This is a genomic window from Roseovarius sp. (assembly GCF_027019125.1).
Taxonomy (GTDB): domain Bacteria; phylum Pseudomonadota; class Alphaproteobacteria; order Rhodobacterales; family Rhodobacteraceae; genus Roseovarius.
The window spans coordinates 25606-46407 of record NZ_JALUXE010000004.1; the positions used below are offsets into that span (position 1 = coordinate 25606).

The window sequence follows — 20802 nt, forward strand, 5'->3', positions numbered from 1 at the left end:
GCCGCCGCTTCCAAGACAAATCTGAGAACATAAAGGGAACGCGCAAGTTTCCGTGAAATCCGCGCAAGGATTAGACCGCGACGCCGCGCCGCCCCGCCAGATCGGTGAAATACTGCCACGCCACCCGGCCCGACCGCGCCCCGCGCGTGGCCTGCCATTCGATCGCCTCGGCGCGCAATGTCTCGTCGTCGATCTCGACGCCGTAGGCATCGCAATAGCCCCGGATCATCGCCAGATACTGATCCTGATCGCAGGCATGGAATCCCAGCCACAGCCCGAACCGATCCGAGAGCGAGACTTTTTCCTCGACCGCCTCGGACGGGTTGATCGCCGATGACCGCTCGTTCTCGATCATGTCGCGCGGCATCAGGTGGCGGCGGTTCGACGTGGCATAGAACACCACATTGTCGGGCCGCCCCTCGATCCCGCCATCCAGAACCGCCTTGAGCGACTTGTAATGCTGATCGTCATGGGAAAACGACAGGTCGTCACAAAAGAGCAGGAACCGCGCCTCCGACCCGCGCAAGAGGTTCAACAAGCGGCTGACCGACGGCAGGTCCTCGCGCTGCAATTCCACGATCTTGAGCGGCAGGTCCTGCGCCCGCACCGCCGCATGCACCGCTTTGACAAGGCTTGATTTGCCCATGCCCCGCGCCCCCCAGAGGAGCGCATTGTTCGCAGGCAATCCCCGCGCGAATTGCAGCGTGTTCTGCAACAGCGTGTCGCGCGACCGGTCCACCCCTACCAAGAGGGACATATCGACCCGGCTCACCTGCCGCACCGGCTCCAGCCGATCGGGGCTGACATGCCAGACAAAGGCATCCGCCGCGTCAAAATCAGGGGCTGAAAGCGGTGCCGGGGCCATCCGCTCCAGCGCGGCGGCGATACGGTCCAACGGATCACTCATTCAGATCTTGCCTTTTTCCTCGGACGCCTCGGCCTCGGCTGCATCCTCAGCCTCTTCCTCGTCGAACCACAAGCCCTGTGCGCGCAGCTCCGCCTCCCGCTTTTTCTCGACCCAGGTCACAAGCTGGATGGAAACCTCATAGAGGCCATAAACCACCACGAAGAGGATCAATTGCGTCATCACATCGGGCGGCGTCACCAACGCGGCGAGAACAAGAATCCCGATCACGGCATATTTGCGCACGGATTTGAGGCCACCCGCACTCACCAGCCCCGCCTTGCCCATCAGCGTCAGCAACACCGGCAACTGAAAGCAGAGACCAAAGGCAATGATGAATTTCAGCGTAATATCGAGGCTCTCGTTCACCTTGCCGAAAAAGGTGATGCGAATACCCGATGTCTCGGGCGCAGCAGCGACCCCCGGCACGGCCTCGGCCCCCACCAGCCCTGTCATCAGGTCCGCGATCAGCGACGGCACATCGGCAAAGCCAAGAAAGAACGCCATCGCGAGCGGCGTCACCACGAAATGCGCAAAGGACGCCCCCAGAAGAAACATGATCGGCGAGGCGATCATGAAGGGCAAAAATGCGTTCTTTTCCTGCTTGTAAAGACCGGGCGCCACAAAGCGCCACATCTGGAATCCGATGACCGGAAAGGCCAGAGCAAAGCCAAAGACCATCGAGATGCGAAACAGCGTAAACAGATATTCCTGCGGGCTGGTGTACTGCATCGTGGGCGAGGGATCGCCCAACTCGCGCAGCGTGGCCTCAATCGGTCCCAGCAGAAATTGCAGGATCGGCTCGGCCACGGCAAAGGCCAGCACGATCCCGATGACAAAGGCGATGACCGAACGGATCAGCCGCGTGCGCAGTTCCGCCAGATGCTCGATCAGCGGCGCGCTGCTGTCCTCGATCTCGTCCTGCGGGCTCATGCCTCATCCCCTGCCTTGGTCTTCTTGGCCTTGGCCGCCGCCTTGGGCTTGGCCGCCGTCTTGGGCTTGGCGGGTGCCTTGGGCTTTGCCGCCGCCTTCTCCGGCGCGGCTTCGGCTTTCGCCGCCTTGCGCGCCTCTGCCATCTCGGCGGTCGCGGCGCGGGCCTTTTCGGCAGCCGCCTGCTGTTCGGCGCTGAGCGGCGGCTTGGTCGCCGCGTTCAGATCGCGCGTAACGCTGTCGGTGGTCTTGCGCACCTCATCCATCGCGGTTTTCATCGGGTTCGCGGCGGATTTGAAGGTCTTTTGAATGTCACCCACGCCGGACTGATCGGCGGCGTCATTCATTGCCCGGCTGAATTCCCGGGCCATGCCCTTGGCCTTGCCCACGAAATTGCCCACGGCCCGGAACATTCCGGGCAAGTCCTTGGGCCCGACGACGATCAAGGCCACGATGCCGATGAGCAGAAGCTCCGTCCAGCCAAGATCGAACATCTAGGGATCAGGCCTTGTCTTTGTCTTCGACCGGGGTCACGTCACGCGCCGACTCGGCACTGTGCTTGTCCGCGTCCTCCAGCTCCTTGCTGCCTTCGGCGACGCCCTTCTTGAACGAGGTGATGCCCTTGCCCACTTCGCCCATGAGCGAGGAAATCTTGCCGCGCCCAAACAGCACAAGCACCACCACCGCGATCAGAAGAAGCCCCGGAAGGCCAATATTGTTCAGCATTTCAATCTCTCCCTTTCTCGGGGGTCGGTTGCAGGGTCCCCGGGAATTTCATTTAACTATCTAGTCGCTCGTACCGGCGGTTGGAAGCGGCAAAGCACCAGAGCGCCCCGGATTCCACCACAAATTTCCACGGACCGCACCCTAATCAGGCTGGCCCGCCCCGGTCAATCACTCCCCTGCGCCTCGGCGCGGCTCTTGCCGCTGACATTCATCGCCAGCGTGGCGGCCATGAATTCGTCCAGATCTCCATCGAGCACCCCCTTGGTATCCGATGTCTCGACCCCGGTGCGCAGGTCCTTGACCATCTGATAGGGCTGCAACACATACGACCGGATCTGATTGCCCCAGCCGGCATCGCCCTTGGCATCATGCGCCTCGTTGATGGCGGCGTTGCGCCGGTCCAGTTCCAGCTGGTAGAGCCGCGATTTCAGCGCCTTCATGGCGATGTCGCGGTTCTGGTGCTGGGATTTCTGGCTACTCGTCACCACGATTCCCGTGGGAATATGGGTGATCCGCACCGCCGAGTCGGTGGTGTTCACGTGCTGCCCGCCCGCCCCGGAGCTGCGATAGGTGTCGATGCGAATATCCGACGGGTTGACCTCGATCTCGATATTGTCGTCCACCACCGGATAAACCCAAACCGAGGAAAACGACGTGTGCCGCTTGGCCGCCGAGTCAAAGGGCGAAATCCGCACCAGCCGGTGCACCCCCGATTCGGACTTCAGCCAGCCATAGGCATTATGGCCGCTGATCTTGTAGGCGGCGGATTTGATTCCCGCCTCATCGCCCGCCGACTCCGACTGCAATTCCACGGTATAGCCGCGCTTCTCCGCCCAACGCACATACATCCGCGCCAGCATCGAGGCCCAGTCACAGCTTTCCGTGCCACCGGCCCCTGCGTTGATCTCCAGAAAGGTATCGTTGGAATCCGCCTCACCATCAAGCAGCGCCTCCAGCTCCTTGGCGGCCGCCACCTTGGCCAGCGCCTTGATCGCGGCCTCGGCCTCGGCCACGACCTCGGTGTCGCTTTCGGCTTCGCCCAGTTCGATCAGACCCAGATGATCCTCCAACTCCTGCTTGATGCTGTCATGGGTCTCGAGCGCATCGACAAGCGCCTGCCGCTCCCGCATCAGCGCCTGCGCCCGGGCGGGATCATCCCAGAGCGTCGGATCCTCGACCCGCGCGTTGAATTCCTCCAGCCGGTGACGGGCGGTCTCCCACCCAAGCCGCTGCCGCAACAGCTCCAACGACTTTTGGATCTCGGCCACGAGGTTCTGGGTTTCTGCGCGCATCGGAATGTCCTTGTCTGGTCAGGTGCGGGTGATAGCGCAGCGCGCCGGGCCGGGCAAGAGAGCCCTAGTACAAGCCACCCGAACTCAACGACCCGAAACTGGCCTTGTTGCCCACCTGAGCCTTCTCACCGGTCGAGGTCGTGACCTCCTGCACCTGCTCGCGTTCGCCCGCAGAGAAGAGATCAAGGTCATTGCCCATGGCAAAGCCCCCGTCATAGGTCACACCAAAAATCGGCTCCTCGCCATCACGGAAATATTCGGACACCACATTGTCGCCGGTCGCATCATCCGAGAGGCGCGCGCCGGTGAACCGGTCGATCTTGAGGAAATGACCGCCCGGCGGCACTTCGAACGGACCGCCGCCGTATTTCTTGATCGCTTCCTCCATGAACTCCTGAAACACCGGCCCGCAGAGCGACGAGCCATAGGCCGACCGCCCAAGGCCGCGCGGCTGGTCATGGCCGATGTAACAGCCCGCCGCGATATTGCTGGTAAAGCCCACGAACCACACGTCGCGCGCGTCATTGGTGGTGCCGGTCTTGCCCGCCACGGGCACCGGCAGGTTGATCGCCCCCGCCGCCGTGCCACGATCCACCACGCCCTTGAGCATCGAGGTCAGCTGATAGGCCGTGACCGCATTCATCACGCGTTCCCGATCCGACACGATACGCGGCCCGCGATCGCCAGGAATGTCCGGGGTATCGCAATCGACGCAATCGCGCTGATCGTGGCGATAGACGGTCTTGCCATAGCGATCCTGCACGCGGTCCACGAGGGTGGGGCGCACCCGCTCACCGCCATTGGCAAACATCGCATAGGCCGCGACCATATTGTAAAGCGTGGTTTCCTCGGACCCCAGCGAATTGGCCAGAAACCGCCCCATGTTCTCGTAGACACCAAAGCGCTCGGCATAATCCGCGATCACATCCATACCCACCTCCTGCGCAAGGCGGATGGTCATCAGGTTGCGCGACTGTTCGATGCCCGTGCGCAGCGGTGTCGGGCCGTAAAACTTGTTTGACGAATTGCGCGGCCGCCACAGACCCTGAGGCGTGTTGATCTCGATCGGGGCGTCGATCACGATGGTCGCGGGCGAATAGCCGCTGTCAAGCGCGGCGGCATAAACGAACGGCTTGAAGGACGAACCCGGCTGCCGCAACGCCTGCGTGGTCCGGTTGAACACCGAGGCCTGATAGGAAAACCCGCCCTGCATGGAAATCACGCGGCCCGTGTTCACATCCATCGCGACAAAGCCGCCCTGCACCTCGGGCACCTGCCGCAGGGACCAGTTCACGAATTCCCCATCCTTGGTGACGGCGCGCACATGCACCACATCGCCCAGATCAAAGGTCGCTTTGAAATCCTTGGGCAGCCATTTGATGTCGCTGCGCGGCACCTCCTGCACACCCTCGACGCCCTCGATCCCCACTTGCATGGCCTGATCGCCGATCCCCAGCACCACCGCCGGATGCCACACGCCATCCAGATCAATGTCCCGCGCCACGCTCAGCGCGGACAGCGCCGCGCGCCACGCGGCCTCATCGTCCAGAACCTCGGCAGGCAGGCTCTCGCCCGTGCCGCGCCAGCGCCCCTGGCCCCGGTCGTAATTCTCCAACTGGCGCCGCAGCGCCCGCGCGGCAAAGACCTGCATCTCGGGATCAATGGTCGCCCTCACCGACAGACCGCCGGTAAAGAATTCACCCTCGCCGAAATCGGCGCTCAACTGACGCCGGATCTCATCGGTGAAATAATCGCGCGGCGGCAACTCGGCGCTGAACGGCGGGAAATCGCCATTCTGCACACTCCGCAGGGGCGCTTCGCGCTCCTGCTCATAGGCCGCCTGCGTCAGATAGCCATTCTCGAACATCTCCCGCAGCACGAAATTGCGGCGATCCAAGAGCCGCTCCTTCTCGCGCACCGGGTGATAATCGCTCGGCGCTTTCGGCATCGCGGCGATGGTGGCGGCCTCATGCGGGGCCAATTCGGTCAGGGTCTTGTTGAAATAGGTCTGCGCGGCGGCAGTCACGCCATAGCTGTTCTGACCCAGAAAAATCTCGTTGAGATAGAGCTCGAGAATCTCGTCCTTGCTCAGCGTCTCCTCGATCCGCGTGGCCAGAATGATCTCCTTGATCTTGCGCTCCATCTGCCGGTCGCCGGACAAGAGGAAATTCTTCATCACCTGCTGCGTGATGGTCGAGGCCCCGCGCACATTGCGCCCCCGTGACTTGACCGCATCCACAATGGCCGAGGCGATACCCACCGCGTCGTAACCGCCATGTGTGTAGAAATTCTTGTCCTCCGCGCTGATGAATGCCTGTTTCACAAGGTCGGGAATATCCTCGGCCGGCGTGAACAACCGCCGCTCGCGCGCGAATTCGTCGATGATCCGCCCCTCGCCCGAATAAATCCGGCTGATGGTCGGTGGCGTGTAATTGGCAAGGCTCTCATGGCTGGGCAAATCCTGACCATAGATATGCAGCACGGCACCAATGCTCAGCCCGATCACCACCACCACGAGCGTGATCAAACTAAAGACAGTGCCGAAAAGGCTGAGAATCGCACGTATCAAAAGCGCCCCCGCATGCTTGCTGGCCCCGATATAGGCATAGCGGCCCTCGGGGTCAAAAGGGAATGGGCGGACCCGCGCGCCACATTCCGCCGGGTCAGGGCCTCCGCCCCCGTCACTGGCGGACCAATCCCGCGCGCGCGACGTCCGCATCCCGCCATGCGGTCAGCGCCATACGCAGGGCCGTGGCGATCCGGGCCCGCCCCTCTTCATCGCGCAACCGCGCCAGATCGCGCGGGCTGGACAGAAACCCCAATTCAATCAGGACCGACGGAATATCGGGGGCCTTCAACACCGAAAACCCCGCCCGCCGCAACGGCCGCGTCAAGAGCGGCACATCCTGAGCGGCAAAGCTCTCGATCAAGGCCTGCGCCAGATGCGCGGTGCGCGGCTGCGTCTCGACCCGCGCCAGATCCATCAGCACATCGGCCACCACATCGTCCTTGCCGCTCAGGTCCACACCGGCCAGCATATCGGCACGATTGTGCCGTTCGGCGAGCGCAGCACTGGCCTTGTCCGAGGCACTCTCGGACAGCGTATAGACCGACAGCCCGCGCGCCTGCGCCCCCGAGAGCGCATCGGCATGAAGCGACAGAAACACATCCGCACCGGCCCAATGCGCCAGCGCCACGCGCCGCTCGAGGCTCACGAACTCGTCGCGCTCGCGCGTCAGAACCACCTCGAATCCCCCCGCCCGCAGCAATTCATCGCGCAATTCCTGCGCGAATTGCAGCATCAGCTCCTTTTCGGTCAACGCGCCCTCCTGGGCGCCCGGATCAATCCCGCCATGCCCCGGATCAAGCACCACCACCAGCGGCCCCGCGCCCGGCACCCGGACAGGTGCAGCCGCCAACGCGGTCTTGGGGTCGGGCAGGTCCCACCCGGGCAACGCAGGCGTGCCCGCCGTGGCGGCAAAGCGTTCGGCATCCGCCGCCCCAAGCACGACCCGCAGAGCCGCCCGCCCGCTTGCGCGGTCGATCTCCAGCCCGGCCCGATCCAGAGGATAGGGCGCGTCCAGGTCCGCCACCATGCGCGACCAACCGGGCCGGATCTGACCCAATCGCAAGCCCTTGACCCGCGCCCCCGCAATCAGATCGCGCGCTCCGATCCCCTGCCAATCCACCTCTTGAAAATCAAGCACGAGGCGCGGCGGCGCATCGAGCGTATAGACACGGTAGGGCACGCCCTGCGACAGGCTCAGGGTCATCTCGACCCCGCGCGCCGTGTCCGCGATGGCGCTGCCTTCGGCATCGAGCCGCGCCAGACCGCTGAACGCAGCCTCCTGCGCGCGCACACCCGCGCCGCCGATCGCCAGCGCAAGCGCCAGCCCCATGCCAATGATCCTGCTCATCCGCCGTTTCCCGGTTCGTGTTCGCCCACAGGATACACGAGCACCGCTCGACGCAACAGCCCCGATGTCCCGTGCAACAAGCGCTTGATCCTGCCGCACGATCAATCAAGGTTTTTATCCCGCACATTCCGGTCTATAGAATCGCCATGACCAGCCAAAGCCCACGCCCCATCGTCACCGCAGAGGACCCAAAGGTTCTCTTTGAAATCTTCGTGCAGCGCAAATACTGCGATCTCGAACTGGCCTCGATCATCCACACCCTGCAAATCGCCAACAAGGTGCATGGCGCTGAGCATTTCGGCTGGCGCATCATCTCCGACCGTCCCGGCCTCGTGCAAAGCAGCGGTGCCGGGCTCGTGCGGGCCGAGCCGGTCATCCCCGATCACTGCCTCGCGGATTTCCTGATCGTCATCGCCTCGAAAACGGCCGATCCGGCCGTCTGGATGGCACGAATCCGCAGCATGCGGCGGCTCGGGCGCTCGGTGATCCTGCTGGCGGATGCCGCGACCACCTTCATTTCGCGCACCCAGATCGAAACCGGCGCCGTCACGACCCATTGGGCCGATGCCGTGATCCTGCGCGAGACCCAGGATCAGCCGCGCCTGACCGAGAACCTGTCGGAGTTTTCCAACGGCATCATCACCGCCGCCGGGCGCGCAGCCACGGCCGAGCTTGTGATCGGGCTCCTGGCCCGCGACCTGCCCGTGTCGGAAATCACCGAAATCGGCCGTCACCTGCTCTTGCCGGAAATCCGCACCAGTTCCAGCACACAGCCCTTCGCCCCCGAGGCGTTCCACAAATTCTTTGACAAGGCCGTGTCGGATGCCCTCGCCATCATGGAAGACAACCTGAGCGAGCCGCTCTCCATCGCGGACATCGCCGATGAGGTCGACACCTCGCAGCGCTGCCTCGAGCGCCGTTTCCGCGCCGTGTTCGAAACCTCGCCGGGGCATTACTACAAACAGTTGCGCGTGCGCCGCGCCCATCACCTGATCCAGAGCACGAAATTGCCGCTGATCGACATCGCCACCGCCACCGGCTTTGGCTCGACCGGCACGCTCTCCACGGCGTTCAAGAAATTCTACGGCGTGACGCCCTCTGACCTGCGCGGCAAACACCGCGAGCGCGTGCTCGACTACTCCGCCGAGGTGTGAACCCGCACCGCGTCGGCCACCACCTGCGCCGCCGCCGCCCAATCGCCCAAGCCCGCCGCCGCCTGCCGCGCCGCCAAGGCGCAGCCTGCCCGCAACGCAGGCTCGTTCAGCATCCGCCGCAGCGCCTCGCCAAAGGCCGCGTCATCCTCGGGCGGCACCAGAATGCCCGCGCCGGGGGCCACCGTCTCTGGCACCGCCCCCGCCTGCGTGCTGATGATCGGCAGCCCATGGCCCATCGCCTCGTCAAACACGATGCCATAGCCCTCGTAACGCGTCGCCAGCGCAAAGAGCGTGGCGCGCCCATACAGCGCCTCCAGCGCCGTCTGCGTAATCTCCCCCGCGATCTCGACCCGGTCCCACAACCCCAGATCGGCCCGCAGCGCGCGCAACGCCGCCACTGTCCCGGGCTCGTGCAAGCGCCCGACAATCACCGCCCGCCAATCCAGATCGGTGATCCGCGCCAAGGCCCGCAAGAGCACGTCATGCCCCTTGCGCCGCGCCAAGAGCCCCACCGACAGGATCAGCGGTGGCACCTCCGGCACCGGGCGCAGGTTCGGGGCCACAAACCCCGGCCGCGCCACGCTGATCCGTTCCGGTGCCACACCATAAGTCTCTTGCAAGAGGCCCGCGATATGCCCGCTCGTCACCACGATATGCCGCGCCCGGCTCAGGTTGGCCCGCTCCCGCGCGGCCATGGCCTGCGCCTGTGGCGCGCTCAGCCCCGGTTCCAGCGCGAGGGGATGATGCACCAGCGCCACCATCGGGGCCGCCAGACGCGCCACCCCGTCCGGGTCGAGCGCGCCATAGGCCAGCCCGTCCACCAGGGCCGGACAGTCGCGCGGCAACGCACCCAGTTGCGCCAGCGCATCCGCCATGTCGCGCGCATCGGGATGCGGAAAACTGTCCCCCAACCGCAGATGCCGCAGCCTGATACCCCGCGCCACCAATGCCTCCGCCAACCGCCGGTCGTAGAGGTATCCCCCCGTCGTCAGCTCCGGATCACCCGGCACGGCAAAGGCCAACGCGCGCCCCGCCTCACGCGCCATAGCGCACCCGATGGCAGAGGGTGTCCGCCGCGGCCAGGATCGCCGGGTAGTCGCGCGGCAGATCGTCAAACCGGGTCTCGCCCGAAATCAACCGATCCAGCACCGGATCGGCCAAGAGCCGCAGCGCCACCTCCATCCGCCGCCGATAATCCCAGCGTGCCGCATGGCTGGCCGGGATACGCCCCACCTGGGACGAGATGATCTGCAACCGCCGCTGGTGAAACGCACCACCAAGGGCAACCCCGATCTCGCCGCTGCCATACCAGCTGGCCTCGACCACCCGCGCCTCGACCCCCGCAATCCTGATCGCCGTGCCAAGCCCTGCGGGGCTGGCCGTGGCATGGATCACCACATCCGCATCGCCCTGCGCCGCCTCAGGCTGCGCAAACCGACACCCGAACGCTTCGGCCAGCGCAGCCCGCGCCCCGTCGCGGTCAATCAAGGTGACATCCGTTCCCGGCACCCGCGCCGCAAGATAGCCCACGAGCGCCCCCACCGTGCCCGCGCCGATCACCGCCACCCGGTCGCCAGGTGCCACCTGCGCATCCCACAGGATATTGAGCGCGGTTTCCATATTGGCCGCCAGCACCGCCCGCGCAGGCGGCACGCAATCCGGCACCGGCACCGCCATTTGCGCGGGGCAGGCAAAGCATGTCTGATGCGGGTGCAGCACAAAGACCACCTGCCCCGCCCGATCCCCCGTGCTCACGCGCCCCACGGCGCAATAGCCGTATTTGACCGGCGCGGGAAACGCGCCCTCCTGCAATGGGGCGCGCATCGTGGCGTGCTCGCTCTCGGGCACCCGGCCCTCGAAAACCAGCCGCTCGGTGCCCCGGCTGATCCCGGTGTAGAGCGTGTCGACCACGACATCGTCCGGCCCCGGCTCTACCGCCACGGGGCGCAGCTCCACCTGCCCCGGCGCCACGATCCAGAGCGCGCGCGCCGCTTGCGCCATGCCCCTCACCCCAGCCGCGCGGCCGGCTGGCGCGCATGCGGCCAGACCTCCGCCGCCACCCGCGCGCCCATCACGCAATCAAAGAGCACGTCCGAACCAAGTCCGTAAACCTGCGTTTCGGGCCGCCGCGCCTGCGCCAGCCGCGCCACGGGGCGCGTGGTCAGGCCCTGCGGCCCCGCCCCGATCAAGAGCGGCGCCACCGCCACATGCAGCCGCGCCAGCATATCCGCTTCTATGAAACGCGCGATCGTGATGGCCCCGCCCTCCACCATCAGATGATGCAGCCCCAGTTTGCGCAGGGCGCTGACAATGGCAGGGGGCGAAATCCAGTCCTTGCGCGGCAGGCGGATGATCTCGACACCCTCGGGGCGCGGCTTGTCCACCTCCTGAATGACGATCCGACGCGTGCCGTCCTCTGCGAACAAACGCGCGTCATTCGGCAACCGCCCCGAGGGATCAATCACCACCCGCGCCGGATTCTGCCCCGGCACCAGACGTACGGTCAGGCGCGGGTCGTCGTGCAGGGCGGTCTTGACGCCCACGATCACCGCATCGACCAGCGCGCGCATCCGGTGCAGATGCGCCAGCCCGTCCGGGCCTGACACATCCGCCGCATCGCCCGTGACGGTGGCCACCCGCCCGTCCAGCGATTGCCCGATCTGCGCCACGACCTGCGGCGTGCCGGGCGCGGCCAGCATCGACCCATAGAGCGCCATCGCCGCGCGCTCGCCCGTCGCCCACTCCCCGCAACACAGGCACGCCCGCCCCGCGCGCGCCGCAAGAATATGCTCCCAGACCTTGGGGGTGACTTCAGCACTCTGCATCCGGGTCTCCGTTTCGCGTTGCGTATCGGTTGATCGTCAGGGTTGCGCAGGCCAAGGCGGGTCGCGTTATGGTCTGCATAGCAGAGATAGACGGGTTTTCAAAAATGTCATGCCCGTCGGCCATCCCCCGGCGGCACCGCCAATAGGTCGAGATGGCCGATTTCCGCCCATCCCCCGGCAAGCGCCCGCAGGCGCCGCGCCTGCCAGCCCTCTGCCCCGGTGTATCCCGCCTCGCCCGCCGCCTGCGCAATCCCCGCGAGCAGCAGGCTCTGCATCTCCGCCACCTCCGGCCCCAACCGCCATGGGCTTGGCGCGAGATGCACCTCGTAACCCAGCGACGCGAATATCCCGGCAGCGGTCTCTGCCGCCTCCGGGCCAAGGGCCGCGCCAAAGCCCTTGTCGCCCCGCTGATGCGCGTTGAACTGCGCGGTGATCGCCGCATCCTCCGCATCCTCGGGCGACCAGCGCATCACGCCGTCATAGCTGAGCGCGGCATAGAGCGCCGCGCCTTGCGCCGCCAACCGCGCCGCCAATGCCGCGACCCAGTCCCGCGACACGAGGTCAAAGAGCGCCGAGGCCGTCACCAGCCGCACACCCCCAAGCGGCAGGGCGTCGATCTCCGCCAGATCCCCCTGACAGATTTTCGCCTCCGGATGCAGCACCGCCGCCCGCGCCAGCAGGTCCGCGTCATTGTCGAAAAGACGCCACCCCGCGCCCGAGGCCCCGACATCCTCAAAGGCGCGCAAGGTCGATCCGGTGCCGCACCCAAGGTCGAGCACGCAGCCCCCCGGCCCAGCCAGCGCCACGGCGCGGCGCAAGAGCGACGCATCCCGCGCCACCCCGTCCGCCGGTTCCCGCAGCGCCAGCCATCGGGGGTCAAACCCCATCTCAGATGTCCGCCTCGTACCAGCCGCGCGCCACATGGCTTTCGTGCAGCATCACCCGGATACGGGCCAATCGCCCCGCATCGCCCAGACCCTCGGCGCGGGCAATGTCGCGCAGCCCGGTCCAGATGTGATGGCACAGGAATTCCGTTGTGGTGAACTTGCCCTTGAACTCGGGCTTGTCGTCCAGATTGCCATAGCGCAACGGTGCCAGCACCCGCGCCAGCGCCTCCGACGCAAGGCCGATGTCCACCACCAGCCCATGCGCATCAATATCCTCGGTGTAGAATGCGGCATCGACCACGAATGTCGCCCCATGCACCCCCTGCGCGGGGCCAAAGACGGGATCGGGCAGGGAATGGGCGATCATGATGTGATCGCGAACTTCGACGGCAAACATGGGGCTTTCCTTCCTTGCATGGCAGGCGAGACGTAACACGCGCTCCGATTGCGTCAAGCCTCGGGATCGCATCGGCAAAACCCCGCGCGCGCACAATAATTTCATTGGACCTGCGCCAGCATCGCCATAACTGTGGCACACAATCAGCGCGAGAGACCCATCGTGACAGAGTTGACCCCGAACCGACCGACCGCGCCTGCCGTGACGCCGATTGCGCCGCATCTGCGGCGTGCGCCCGCGCTGGCCACCCGCCGCCGCATCGTGCTGGCGCTCAACGTGGTCACGGTCGCAGCACTCTTTGCCGCGATGTTCGCGCTCTTTCTGCCGCTCGGCATTACATGGGCCGAAGGTGCGATGCTCACGGCCTTCCTTCTGACCCTGCCCTGGCTTTCCATCGGTCTGTGGAACAGCATCCTTGGCCTCGCGCTCGACCTGCGCCATGGCGCGGCGGCCGCGGCTCATGTCACCCCGGCGCTTGCCCGCATCCGCGGCGACGAGCCGATCACGGCCCGGGTCGCCGTGGTCATGCCGCTGCGCAACGAAGACCCGGACGCCTCCATCGCCCGCCTGCGCCGCCTGGAAGAGGAAATCGCCCGCAGCCCCTATGCGGGGCGCTTTTCCTACCATGTGCTCAGCGATACCGATGACGCCCGCGTCGCCCTCAAGGAAGAGGCGCGCATCGCGCAATGGCGTGCCGCACGGCCCATGGCGGCCATCTATTACCGCCGCCGCACCGACAACACCGGCTACAAGGCCGGCAATATCGCGGAATTCCTGCATGGTCCGCAAGGCGAGAGCGACCTTTTCCTGCCGCTCGACGCCGATAGCGAAATGGGGGCCGAAACCGTCTTTCGCCTGATCCGCGTGATGCAGGCCAGCCCCGAAATCGGCATGTTGCAAAGCCTCGTGACCGGCCTGCCCGCCCGCAGCTTCTTTACCCGCGCCTTTCAGTTCGGCATGCGCCACGGCATGCGCTCCTATACGCTTGGTTCCGCATGGTGGCAGGGCGATTGCGGCCCCAACTGGGGGCATAACATCGTGATCCGCACCGCCCCCTTCCGCGACCATTGCATGTTGCCGGTGCTCGCCGGGCGCGGGCCGCTTTCGGGCGCGATCCTCAGCCATGATCAGGTCGAGGCGGTGCTCATGCGCCGCGCCGGATACGAGGTGCGCGTTCTGGCCGAGGAATCCGAAAGCTACGAGGAAAATCCCCCCAGCCTGGTCGATTTCATCCGCCGCGAACTCCGCTGGATGAATGGCAACCTGCAGTATTTCAAACTGCTGTCCATGCCCGGCCTCAAACCCGTGAGCCGCCTGCAACTGGTGCTGGCAATCCTCATGTATATCAGCTCTCCCGCGTGGATTGCCTTCATCCTGATCGGCGCGGCCTTGGCTGGCACCGTCGACCAGATCAACGCCATTCCCGCCGCTGCCGGTCTCGCCCTCTTTGCCGTGCTGATGACGCTCAGCCTCAGCCCCAAACTCATGGGGCTGGCGCAAGTGCTGGCCTCGCCCGCGCGCTCGGCGGCCTATGGCGGGCGCGCCCGCGTGCTGGCGGGCGGGCTGGTCGAGATTGTCTTTTCGATGCTCACCTCGCCGGTCGTGGCGGTCGCGCTCACGCAATTCGCCATCGGTCTGATCTTTGGCCAGCGCATCGGCTGGAGCGCGCAACAACGCTCGCGCGAGCGCCTCGAATGGCATGAGGCCGCGCGCGTGCTCTGGCCGCAAACCCTGCTGGGCGCGGGGCTTTGCCTCTGGTTCTGGGTTCAGGCCCCTTGGGCGCTGATCTTTGGCGCGCCGGTGCTGCTGGCGCTGACCCTGTCCATTCCGGTGGCGGTGCTCACCACCCTGCCCCGCCTCAGCCGCTGGTCGCAATCCACCGGCCTTTTCGACATCCCCGAGGATCGCCGCCCCGCGCGGCATGACCAGACCATCCACGCCAACACCGCCTGACGCCTGAGCCACACAAGGGAGATACCGCATGACCGCCTTCAGACTGACAGCCCTCGGCGCAACGCTGGCCCTTGGCCTCGCGCCCCCCGCACAGGCCGAACCCGCGACATGGCAGATCGACCCCGACCATGCGGTCGTGGCCTTTACCATCATGCACGCAGGCTATGCCAAGGTCCTCGGCCGGTTTTCAGACATCGAAGGCAGCTTTACCTACGATCCCGACACACAGGACCTGGGCGACGTGACCGCCCGCATCGGCGCGGGCAGCGTCGATACGGATCACGAGAAGCGCGACGAGCATGTCCGCTCCACCGACTTTCTCGACGCGGGCGCCCATCCGATGATCACCTTCACCGCCACCGACAGCACCCCCACCTCCGAGACCACCGGCACCGTCACCGGCGATCTCACGATCCGGGGCGTGACCCAGCCCGTGACCCTCGATGTGACCCTCAACAAACGCGCCGACTACCCCTGTTGCCATGGCAAGGAAACGCTCGGCATCTCCGCCACGGCTGAAATCCTGCGCAGCGATTTCGGCAGCACCTATGCCCTGCCCGATTTCGTGGGCGATGCGGTCAGCATCATTCTCGAATTCGAGGCGATCCGCGCCGACTGATCACCCGCCGCGCGACCAGCGCGCTCAATCATTTTGTCACAGAGTCCGATTTGAGACCTGCTTTGACCGAATTCGATATACCATAGCCGCCCTTTTTCCCCGAAATTGGGGCAAAGGAGTCGGATACAATGCGCTATTCAGGATTCAAGGTCATCAAAGAGGCCCTCACCGGCCACCGCGGCTGGGGCCCCGCATGGCGCGATGCCGCGCCGCAATCATCCTATGATTACGTCATCATCGGCGGCGGCGGGCACGGCCTTGCCACGGCCTATTACCTGGCCAAGGAATTCAAGCAGGCGCGCATCGCCGTGCTGGAAAAAGGCTGGATCGGCGGCGGCAACGTGGGGCGCAATACCACCATCATCCGCTCCAACTACCTGCTCGACGGGAATGAGCCTTTCTATGAATTCTCGCTCAAGCTCTGGGAAGGTCTCGAACAGGACCTCAACTACAACGCCATGGTCAGCCAGCGCGGGATTCTGAACCTGATCCACACCGACGCGCAGCGCGATGCCTTTACCCGGCGCGGCAATGCGATGATGCTGAACGGCGCGGATGCCGAACTCATGACCACGGCGCAGATCGTCGCGCGCTATCCGTTTCTCAACGTGAATGACGCGCGCTTCCCGATCAAGGGCGGCCTCGCCCAGCATCGCGGCGGCACCGTGCGCCATGATGCGGTCGCCTGGGGCTATGCCCGCGCCGCCGACCAGCGCGGCGTCGACATCATCCAGAATTGCGAAGTCACCGGCTTCCGCATCGAGAACGGCACATGCCTCGGGGTCGAAACCTCGCGCGGCTTCATCGGCGCGAAAAAGGTCGGCGCCTGCGTCGCAGGCTCGTCCTCGCGGCTCATGTCGCATGCGGGCATGCGCCTTCCGATCGAGAGCCACGTGTTGCAGGCCTTCGTGTCCGAGGGTCTCAAACCCGTCCTGCCGGGTGTCATCACCTTTGGCGCCGGTCATTTCTATTGCAGCCAGTCCGACAAGGGCGGGCTTGTGTTCGGCGGTGACATCGACGGCTACAATTCCTACGCCCAACGCGGCAACCTGCCCGTGGTCGAGGATGTCTGCGAAGGCGGCATGGCGATTTTCCCGATGATCGGGCGCGCGCGCCTCCTGCGCATGTGGGGCGGCATCATGGACATGAGCATGGACGGCTCGCCCATCATCGACCGCACCCATATCGGCGGCCTCTATTTCAACGGCGGCTGGTGCTATGGCGGGTTCAAGGCCACGCCCGCGTCAGGCTTTGTCTACGCGCATCTGCTGGCCACCGACACCCCCCATCCCACCGCCACCGCCTATCGTTTCGATCGCTTCGCCAAGGGGCTGATGATCGACGAAAAGGGCATGGGCAACCAGCCCAACCTGCATTGAGGGAGCGCGCACCATGCTGATCAATCACCCCCTCCTTGGCCCCCGCGACGCCAGCGAATTCGTCTACAAGGGCGACGCCGCCCTCATCAACCGGCCCGACCCCGACGCGCCCGACGCGTTGGAGCAGTTCATCGACTACGGCTATCTGCGCGACAACCCCGCCGGTGCCCATCGGGAACTATGGTTCCACGAACAGGGCGACCGAAGCTGGCTTGTCGTCACCCGCAACACACTCACCCATGAAATCACTTCGGTGGAATTGGCCCGTGACGTGGCCCGCCGCGAAGGACGCTCCAAATGACCCAAGTTAATCGCCTCGCTGGCGGGTTGATCGACCGCAGCCGCACCATTTCCTTCCGCTTCGACGACAAATGGATGAAGGGCCATCCCGGCGATACCCTCGCCTCGGCGCTGCTGGCCAATGGCGTGCGCCTGATGGGCCGCTCGTTCAAATACCACCGCCCGCGCGGCCCCCTTTCGGCGGGCTCCGAAGAACCCAACGCCATTGTCGAATTGCGCGACGGCGCGCGGCGCGAACCCAACACCCGCGCCACCACCGCCGAGCTTTTCGACGGCCTCACCGCGCAGTCGCAGAACCGCTGGCCCTCGCTTGCCTTTGATGCGCTCGCGATCAACGACCGCCTGTCGAATTTCTTTGCCGCCGGGTTCTACTACAAAACCTTCATGTGGCCCGCGGCCTTCTGGGAAAAACTCTACGAGCCGATCATCCGCCGTGCCGCGGGCCTCGGCTCGCTCAGCCTGCAAGCCGACCCCGACAGCTACGACAAGGGCTATCTGCACTGCGACCTGCTGATCATCGGTGCTGGTCCCGCCGGTCTGGCGGCGGCGCTGACCGCGGGCGAATCCGGTCTCAACGTCATCCTCGCGGATGAAGATTCCCTGCCCGGTGGCCGCCTCAACATCGAAACCTATGGACTTGGCCAACAATCTGGCGCCGATTGGGCCGCCGAGGCCACCGAGCGTCTGGCCGCCCTGCCCAATGTCCGCCTCATGACCCGCACCACCGTGCTCGGGGCTTTCGATCACGGCATCTACGGCGCGCTCGAACGCGTGAGCGATCACCTGCCCGTCCCCCCCGAGGGCAAGCCGCGCCAGATCCTGTGGCGCATCTATTCGCGCCGCGCCATCCTTGCCGCCGGGGCCACCGAACGCCCCATCGTGTTCGAGAACAACGACCGCCCCGGCATCATGCTGGCAGGCTCGCTGCGCGCCTATGCCAACCGCTGGGCCGCCACCCCGGCACCGGAAATCGCCGTCTTTACCAACAACGACGACGGCCACCGCACCGCACAGGACTTGCGCGCCAAGGGTGTCACCGTCGCCGCCGTGATCGACACGCGCGCGCAGGCCCCCAAGGGCAACGGGTACGAGGTGATCGCGGGCGGCACCGTCACAAACACCTCGGGCCGCCTTGGCCTGTCACGGATCGAGGTGACGGATGCACGCGGCAGCCGCCGCACGATCCGCTGCGGCGCGCTCGGCGTCTCGGGCGGCTGGAACCCCAACGTCAGCCTCACCTGCCATCAGCGTGGCCGCCCCACATGGAACGCCGATATTCACGCCTTCGTCCCCGGCGGCACCCTGCCCGAGGGCATGGTGGTCGCAGGGGCGGCCAACGGTCTCTTCTCGACCCATGCCGCCCTCACCTCCGGGGCCGACATCGCGGCCCGGATCGCCACAGAGCTTGGCCACAGCGCCACCCGCCCCGACCTGCCGCAGGCCGAGGATACGCCGCTCGCCATCACCCCGTTCTGGCATGTCAAAGGGGCCAAGCGCGCCTGGGTCGACCAACAGAACGACGTGACCGCCAAGGATGTGAAACTGGCACATCAGGAGAATTTCGTCTCCGTCGAGCATCTCAAGCGCTATACCACGCTTGGCATGGCCACCGATCAGGGCAAGACCTCGAACACCGCCGGTCTCGCGATCATGGCCGAGGTGGCGGGCAAATCCATCCCCGAGGTGGGCACCACCATGTTCCGCCCGCCCTATACCCCCACCGCCATCGGGGCCTTTGCGGGCCGCGCGCGCGGCAAGGATTTCCGCCCCACCCGCAAGACCCCGAGCCATTTCTGGGCCGAGGAACAGGGCGCGGTCTTTGTCGAGGTGGGCATGTGGCTGCGCGCCCAATGGTTCCCGCGCCCCGGCGAAACCCACTGGCGGCAGAGCGTGGACCGCGAAGTCCTGCAAACCCGCGCTTCCGTCGGCATCTGCGATGTGACGACCCTGGGCAAGATCGACGTGCAGGGGGCGGATGCCGCCGCCTTCCTCAACAAGATCTATTGCAACGCCTTCGCCAAGCTGCCCGTCGGGCGCACCCGCTATGGCCTCATGCTGCGCGAGGACGGCATTGCCATGGATGACGGCACCGCCGCACGCCTGGCCGAGGATCATTTCGTGGTCACGACCACCACCGCCAACGCGGTCACGGTCTATCGCCACATGGAATTCGTGCGCCAGTGCCTCTGCCCGGACATGGATGTGCAACTCATCTCCACGACCGAGGCCTGGGCGCAGTTTTCCGTGGCTGGCCCCAACGCCCGCAAACTGCTGCAAAAGGTGGTCGACCCCAAGTTCGACATCTCCAACGAGGGCTTCCCCTTCATGGCCTGCGGCGAGATCACGGTTTGCGGCGGCCTGCGCGCGCGGCTCTTCCGCATCTCCTTCTCGGGCGAACTGGCCTATGAAATCGCCGTGCCCACGCGCTATGGCGATGCCATGATCCGCCGCCTGATGGAGGCGGGGCGCGAATTCGACGTGGTCGCCTACGGCACCGAGGCGCTCGGCGTCATGCGTATCGAAAAGGGCCACGCGGCCGGCAACGAGCTGAACGGCACCACCACCGCCCTCAATCTCGGAATGGGCAAGATGGTCTCGACCAACAAGGACTCGATCGGTGCCGTGCTCTCCCGCCGTGAGGGTCTCAATGCGCCGGACGCGCTGCGCCTCGTCGGCCTGCGCCCTGTGGATCGCTCCAAACCCGTGCCCGCCGGCGCGCACCTGATGACCAAGGGCAGCCCGGTCGATGCCGCCCATGATCAGGGCTATGTGACCTCTGCCTGCTACTCGCCCAACCTGGGGCATTCCATTGCGCTGGCCTTCCTCAAATCGGGCGATACCCGCATGGGCGAAATCCTGCGCCTTGTCTCGCCCCTGACCGGCTTTGACCACGAAGTCGAAGTCGTCAGCGCCCATTTCGTCGATCCAGAAGGAGAGCGCCTCCGTGCATGATCTCATCGCCATCAGCCCGCTCGGGGCCACCCGTCCCCGCATCGACAACCACGGTCCCGTGACCCTGACCGAAGTCACCGACCGCGCGCTGGCCTCCGTCGCTGCCCGCCTCGGGCACGAGGCGCAGGCCACGGCCCTTGTGACCGCCCTGATCGGCGCCCCGGCCCCCGGCCCTGCCCGCATGGCGGGCGATACCCTTACCGCCTTCTGGATGGGACCGGATCAATGGATGCTGGACGCGCCGATTGACAGCCACGAAGATCTGGCAGAGCGGATCACGGCAGAGGCCAAAGGCTCCGCCAGCGTCACCGACCAGACCGGCGCCTGGTGCCGCTTTGATCTGACGGGGGACGGATTGGCCGATGTCTTGGAACGCCTCACAAACGCCAATACCCGCGCCTTCGCAGGCGGCGAGGCGCAGCGCGCAGCGGTCGAACATATGGGATGCTTTCTGCTCTGCCACAGCCCGCGCCATATCTCGGTGATCGGTCCGCGCTCGTCAGCCGGCTCGCTGCATCACGCGCTCCTGACCGCGATCCGCTCGGCGCACTAGCCCCGTCCCGGGCT

Annotated in this window: 19 protein-coding genes; 7 read left to right on the forward strand and 12 right to left on the reverse strand. The window is 65.6% G+C overall.

Features of this window, described 5'->3' with window-relative positions:
- Positions 1–70 precede the first annotated feature (70 nt).
- From MVC20_RS02720 to MVC20_RS02750, 7 genes are all read right to left on the reverse strand, one after another.
- On the reverse strand, positions 71–907 hold the full coding sequence (locus tag MVC20_RS02720) for an ATP-binding protein (protein ID WP_037271460.1): 837 nt from the start codon (positions 905–907) through the stop codon (positions 71–73).
- Positions 908–1837 (reverse strand): twin-arginine translocase subunit TatC, encoded by a 930-nt coding sequence (locus tag MVC20_RS02725; protein WP_297538213.1) that lies wholly within the window; start codon positions 1835–1837, stop codon positions 908–910. It lies immediately after the preceding gene.
- On the reverse strand, positions 1834–2328 hold the full coding sequence (gene tatB / locus MVC20_RS02730; RefSeq protein ID WP_297538214.1) for a Sec-independent protein translocase protein TatB: 495 nt from the start codon (positions 2326–2328) through the stop codon (positions 1834–1836). Before tatB ends, MVC20_RS02725 begins: the two co-directional genes overlap by 4 nt.
- Before the next feature lie 7 nt (positions 2329–2335).
- Positions 2336–2560: a twin-arginine translocase TatA/TatE family subunit gene (locus MVC20_RS02735; RefSeq protein ID WP_297538215.1), complete on the reverse strand. Its 225-nt coding sequence runs from the start codon at positions 2558–2560 to the stop codon at positions 2336–2338.
- Between the two features lie 164 nt (positions 2561–2724).
- Positions 2725–3852: a peptide chain release factor 2 gene (gene prfB, locus MVC20_RS02740; protein WP_297538216.1), complete on the reverse strand. Its 1128-nt coding sequence runs from the start codon at positions 3850–3852 to the stop codon at positions 2725–2727.
- 64 nt (positions 3853–3916) lie between these two features.
- Entirely contained in the window at positions 3917–6421 is a 2505-nt protein-coding gene (locus MVC20_RS02745) for a PBP1A family penicillin-binding protein (protein ID WP_297538328.1), read from the reverse strand.
- A gap of 112 nt (positions 6422–6533) precedes the next feature.
- Positions 6534–7769, reverse strand: coding sequence for an N-acetylmuramoyl-L-alanine amidase (locus MVC20_RS02750; protein ID WP_297538217.1), 1236 nt, complete (start codon positions 7767–7769; stop codon positions 6534–6536).
- 146 nt (positions 7770–7915) lie between these two features.
- On the opposite strand from MVC20_RS02750, the gene MVC20_RS02755 reads away from it, so the two are divergent.
- The gene (locus MVC20_RS02755; protein WP_297538218.1) at positions 7916–8923 is read left to right on the forward strand and encodes a helix-turn-helix domain-containing protein; all 1008 of its coding nucleotides are present in this window, start codon (positions 7916–7918) and stop codon (positions 8921–8923) included.
- Here MVC20_RS02755 and MVC20_RS02760 read toward each other — a convergent pair.
- The 5 genes from MVC20_RS02760 to MVC20_RS02780 all read right to left on the reverse strand — a co-directional run bounded on the left by MVC20_RS02760 (position 8905) and on the right by MVC20_RS02780 (position 13032).
- Positions 8905–9969 carry a glycosyltransferase family 4 protein gene (locus MVC20_RS02760; RefSeq protein WP_297538219.1) on the reverse strand — a complete coding sequence of 355 codons (1065 nt, stop codon included), beginning with the start codon at positions 9967–9969 and terminating at the stop codon, positions 8905–8907. The two genes, MVC20_RS02755 and MVC20_RS02760, sit on opposite strands and share 19 nt — an antisense overlap.
- Positions 9959–10924 (reverse strand): zinc-binding alcohol dehydrogenase, encoded by a 966-nt coding sequence (locus MVC20_RS02765; protein ID WP_297538220.1) that lies wholly within the window; start codon positions 10922–10924, stop codon positions 9959–9961. Before MVC20_RS02765 ends, MVC20_RS02760 begins: the two co-directional genes overlap by 11 nt.
- A gap of 5 nt (positions 10925–10929) precedes the next feature.
- On the reverse strand, positions 10930–11748 hold the full coding sequence (locus MVC20_RS02770; RefSeq protein WP_297538221.1) for a RibD family protein: 819 nt from the start codon (positions 11746–11748) through the stop codon (positions 10930–10932).
- A gap of 107 nt (positions 11749–11855) precedes the next feature.
- Positions 11856–12635, reverse strand: coding sequence for a class I SAM-dependent methyltransferase (locus tag MVC20_RS02775; RefSeq protein WP_297538222.1), 780 nt, complete (start codon positions 12633–12635; stop codon positions 11856–11858).
- Position 12636: 1 nt separating this feature from the next.
- Positions 12637–13032, reverse strand: coding sequence for a 6-carboxytetrahydropterin synthase (locus tag MVC20_RS02780; RefSeq protein ID WP_297538223.1), 396 nt, complete (start codon positions 13030–13032; stop codon positions 12637–12639).
- Positions 13033–13194: 162 nt separating this feature from the next.
- Between MVC20_RS02780 and mdoH the strand changes: the two genes are divergently transcribed.
- From mdoH to MVC20_RS02810, 6 genes are all read left to right on the forward strand, one after another.
- Positions 13195–14985, forward strand: a complete 1791-nt coding sequence (mdoH, locus tag MVC20_RS02785) for a glucans biosynthesis glucosyltransferase MdoH (protein WP_297538224.1) — start codon at positions 13195–13197, stop codon at positions 14983–14985.
- Between the two features lie 28 nt (positions 14986–15013).
- Entirely contained in the window at positions 15014–15604 is a 591-nt protein-coding gene (locus MVC20_RS02790) for a YceI family protein (protein WP_297538225.1), read from the forward strand.
- A gap of 128 nt (positions 15605–15732) precedes the next feature.
- A complete protein-coding gene (locus tag MVC20_RS02795) occupies positions 15733–16983 on the forward strand; it encodes a sarcosine oxidase subunit beta family protein (RefSeq protein WP_297538227.1) in 1251 nt (416 codons plus the stop codon).
- Positions 16984–16996: 13 nt separating this feature from the next.
- Entirely contained in the window at positions 16997–17284 is a 288-nt protein-coding gene (locus MVC20_RS02800; RefSeq protein WP_037271427.1) for a sarcosine oxidase subunit delta, read from the forward strand.
- Positions 17281–20235, forward strand: a complete 2955-nt coding sequence (locus MVC20_RS02805) for a sarcosine oxidase subunit alpha family protein (protein ID WP_297538230.1) — start codon at positions 17281–17283, stop codon at positions 20233–20235. The genes MVC20_RS02800 and MVC20_RS02805 overlap by 4 nt, the downstream gene beginning before the upstream one ends.
- Complete coding sequence (locus MVC20_RS02810) at positions 20228–20788, forward strand: sarcosine oxidase subunit gamma (protein WP_297538232.1); 561 nt, start codon at positions 20228–20230, stop codon at positions 20786–20788. Before MVC20_RS02805 ends, MVC20_RS02810 begins: the two co-directional genes overlap by 8 nt.
- The last annotated feature ends 14 nt before the right edge of the window (positions 20789–20802 follow it).

Excerpts from the sequence above, each read along its gene's own strand:
- MVC20_RS02720 (WP_037271460.1), bottom strand. The coding sequence starts at position 907 with ATGAGTGATCCGTTGGACCGTATCGCCGCCGCGCTGGAGCGGATGGCC.
- MVC20_RS02725 (WP_297538213.1), bottom strand. The coding sequence starts at position 1,837 with ATGAGCCCGCAGGACGAGATCGAGGACAGCAGCGCGCCGCTGATCGAG.
- tatB (WP_297538214.1), bottom strand. The coding sequence starts at position 2,328 with ATGTTCGATCTTGGCTGGACGGAGCTTCTGCTCATCGGCATCGTGGCC.
- MVC20_RS02735 (WP_297538215.1), bottom strand. The coding sequence starts at position 2,560 with ATGCTGAACAATATTGGCCTTCCGGGGCTTCTTCTGATCGCGGTGGTG.
- prfB (WP_297538216.1), bottom strand. The coding sequence starts at position 3,852 with ATGCGCGCAGAAACCCAGAACCTCGTGGCCGAGATCCAAAAGTCGTTG.
- MVC20_RS02750 (WP_297538217.1), bottom strand. The coding sequence starts at position 7,769 with ATGAGCAGGATCATTGGCATGGGGCTGGCGCTTGCGCTGGCGATCGGC.
- MVC20_RS02755 (WP_297538218.1), top strand. The coding sequence starts at position 7,916 with ATGACCAGCCAAAGCCCACGCCCCATCGTCACCGCAGAGGACCCAAAG.
- MVC20_RS02760 (WP_297538219.1), bottom strand. The coding sequence starts at position 9,969 with ATGGCGCGTGAGGCGGGGCGCGCGTTGGCCTTTGCCGTGCCGGGTGAT.
- MVC20_RS02765 (WP_297538220.1), bottom strand. The coding sequence starts at position 10,924 with ATGGCGCAAGCGGCGCGCGCGCTCTGGATCGTGGCGCCGGGGCAGGTG.
- MVC20_RS02770 (WP_297538221.1), bottom strand. The coding sequence starts at position 11,748 with ATGCAGAGTGCTGAAGTCACCCCCAAGGTCTGGGAGCATATTCTTGCG.
- MVC20_RS02775 (WP_297538222.1), bottom strand. The coding sequence starts at position 12,635 with ATGGGGTTTGACCCCCGATGGCTGGCGCTGCGGGAACCGGCGGACGGG.
- MVC20_RS02780 (WP_297538223.1), bottom strand. The coding sequence starts at position 13,032 with ATGTTTGCCGTCGAAGTTCGCGATCACATCATGATCGCCCATTCCCTG.
- MVC20_RS02790 (WP_297538225.1), top strand. The coding sequence starts at position 15,014 with ATGACCGCCTTCAGACTGACAGCCCTCGGCGCAACGCTGGCCCTTGGC.
- MVC20_RS02795 (WP_297538227.1), top strand. The coding sequence starts at position 15,733 with ATGCGCTATTCAGGATTCAAGGTCATCAAAGAGGCCCTCACCGGCCAC.
- MVC20_RS02800 (WP_037271427.1), top strand. The coding sequence starts at position 16,997 with ATGCTGATCAATCACCCCCTCCTTGGCCCCCGCGACGCCAGCGAATTC.
- MVC20_RS02805 (WP_297538230.1), top strand. The coding sequence starts at position 17,281 with ATGACCCAAGTTAATCGCCTCGCTGGCGGGTTGATCGACCGCAGCCGC.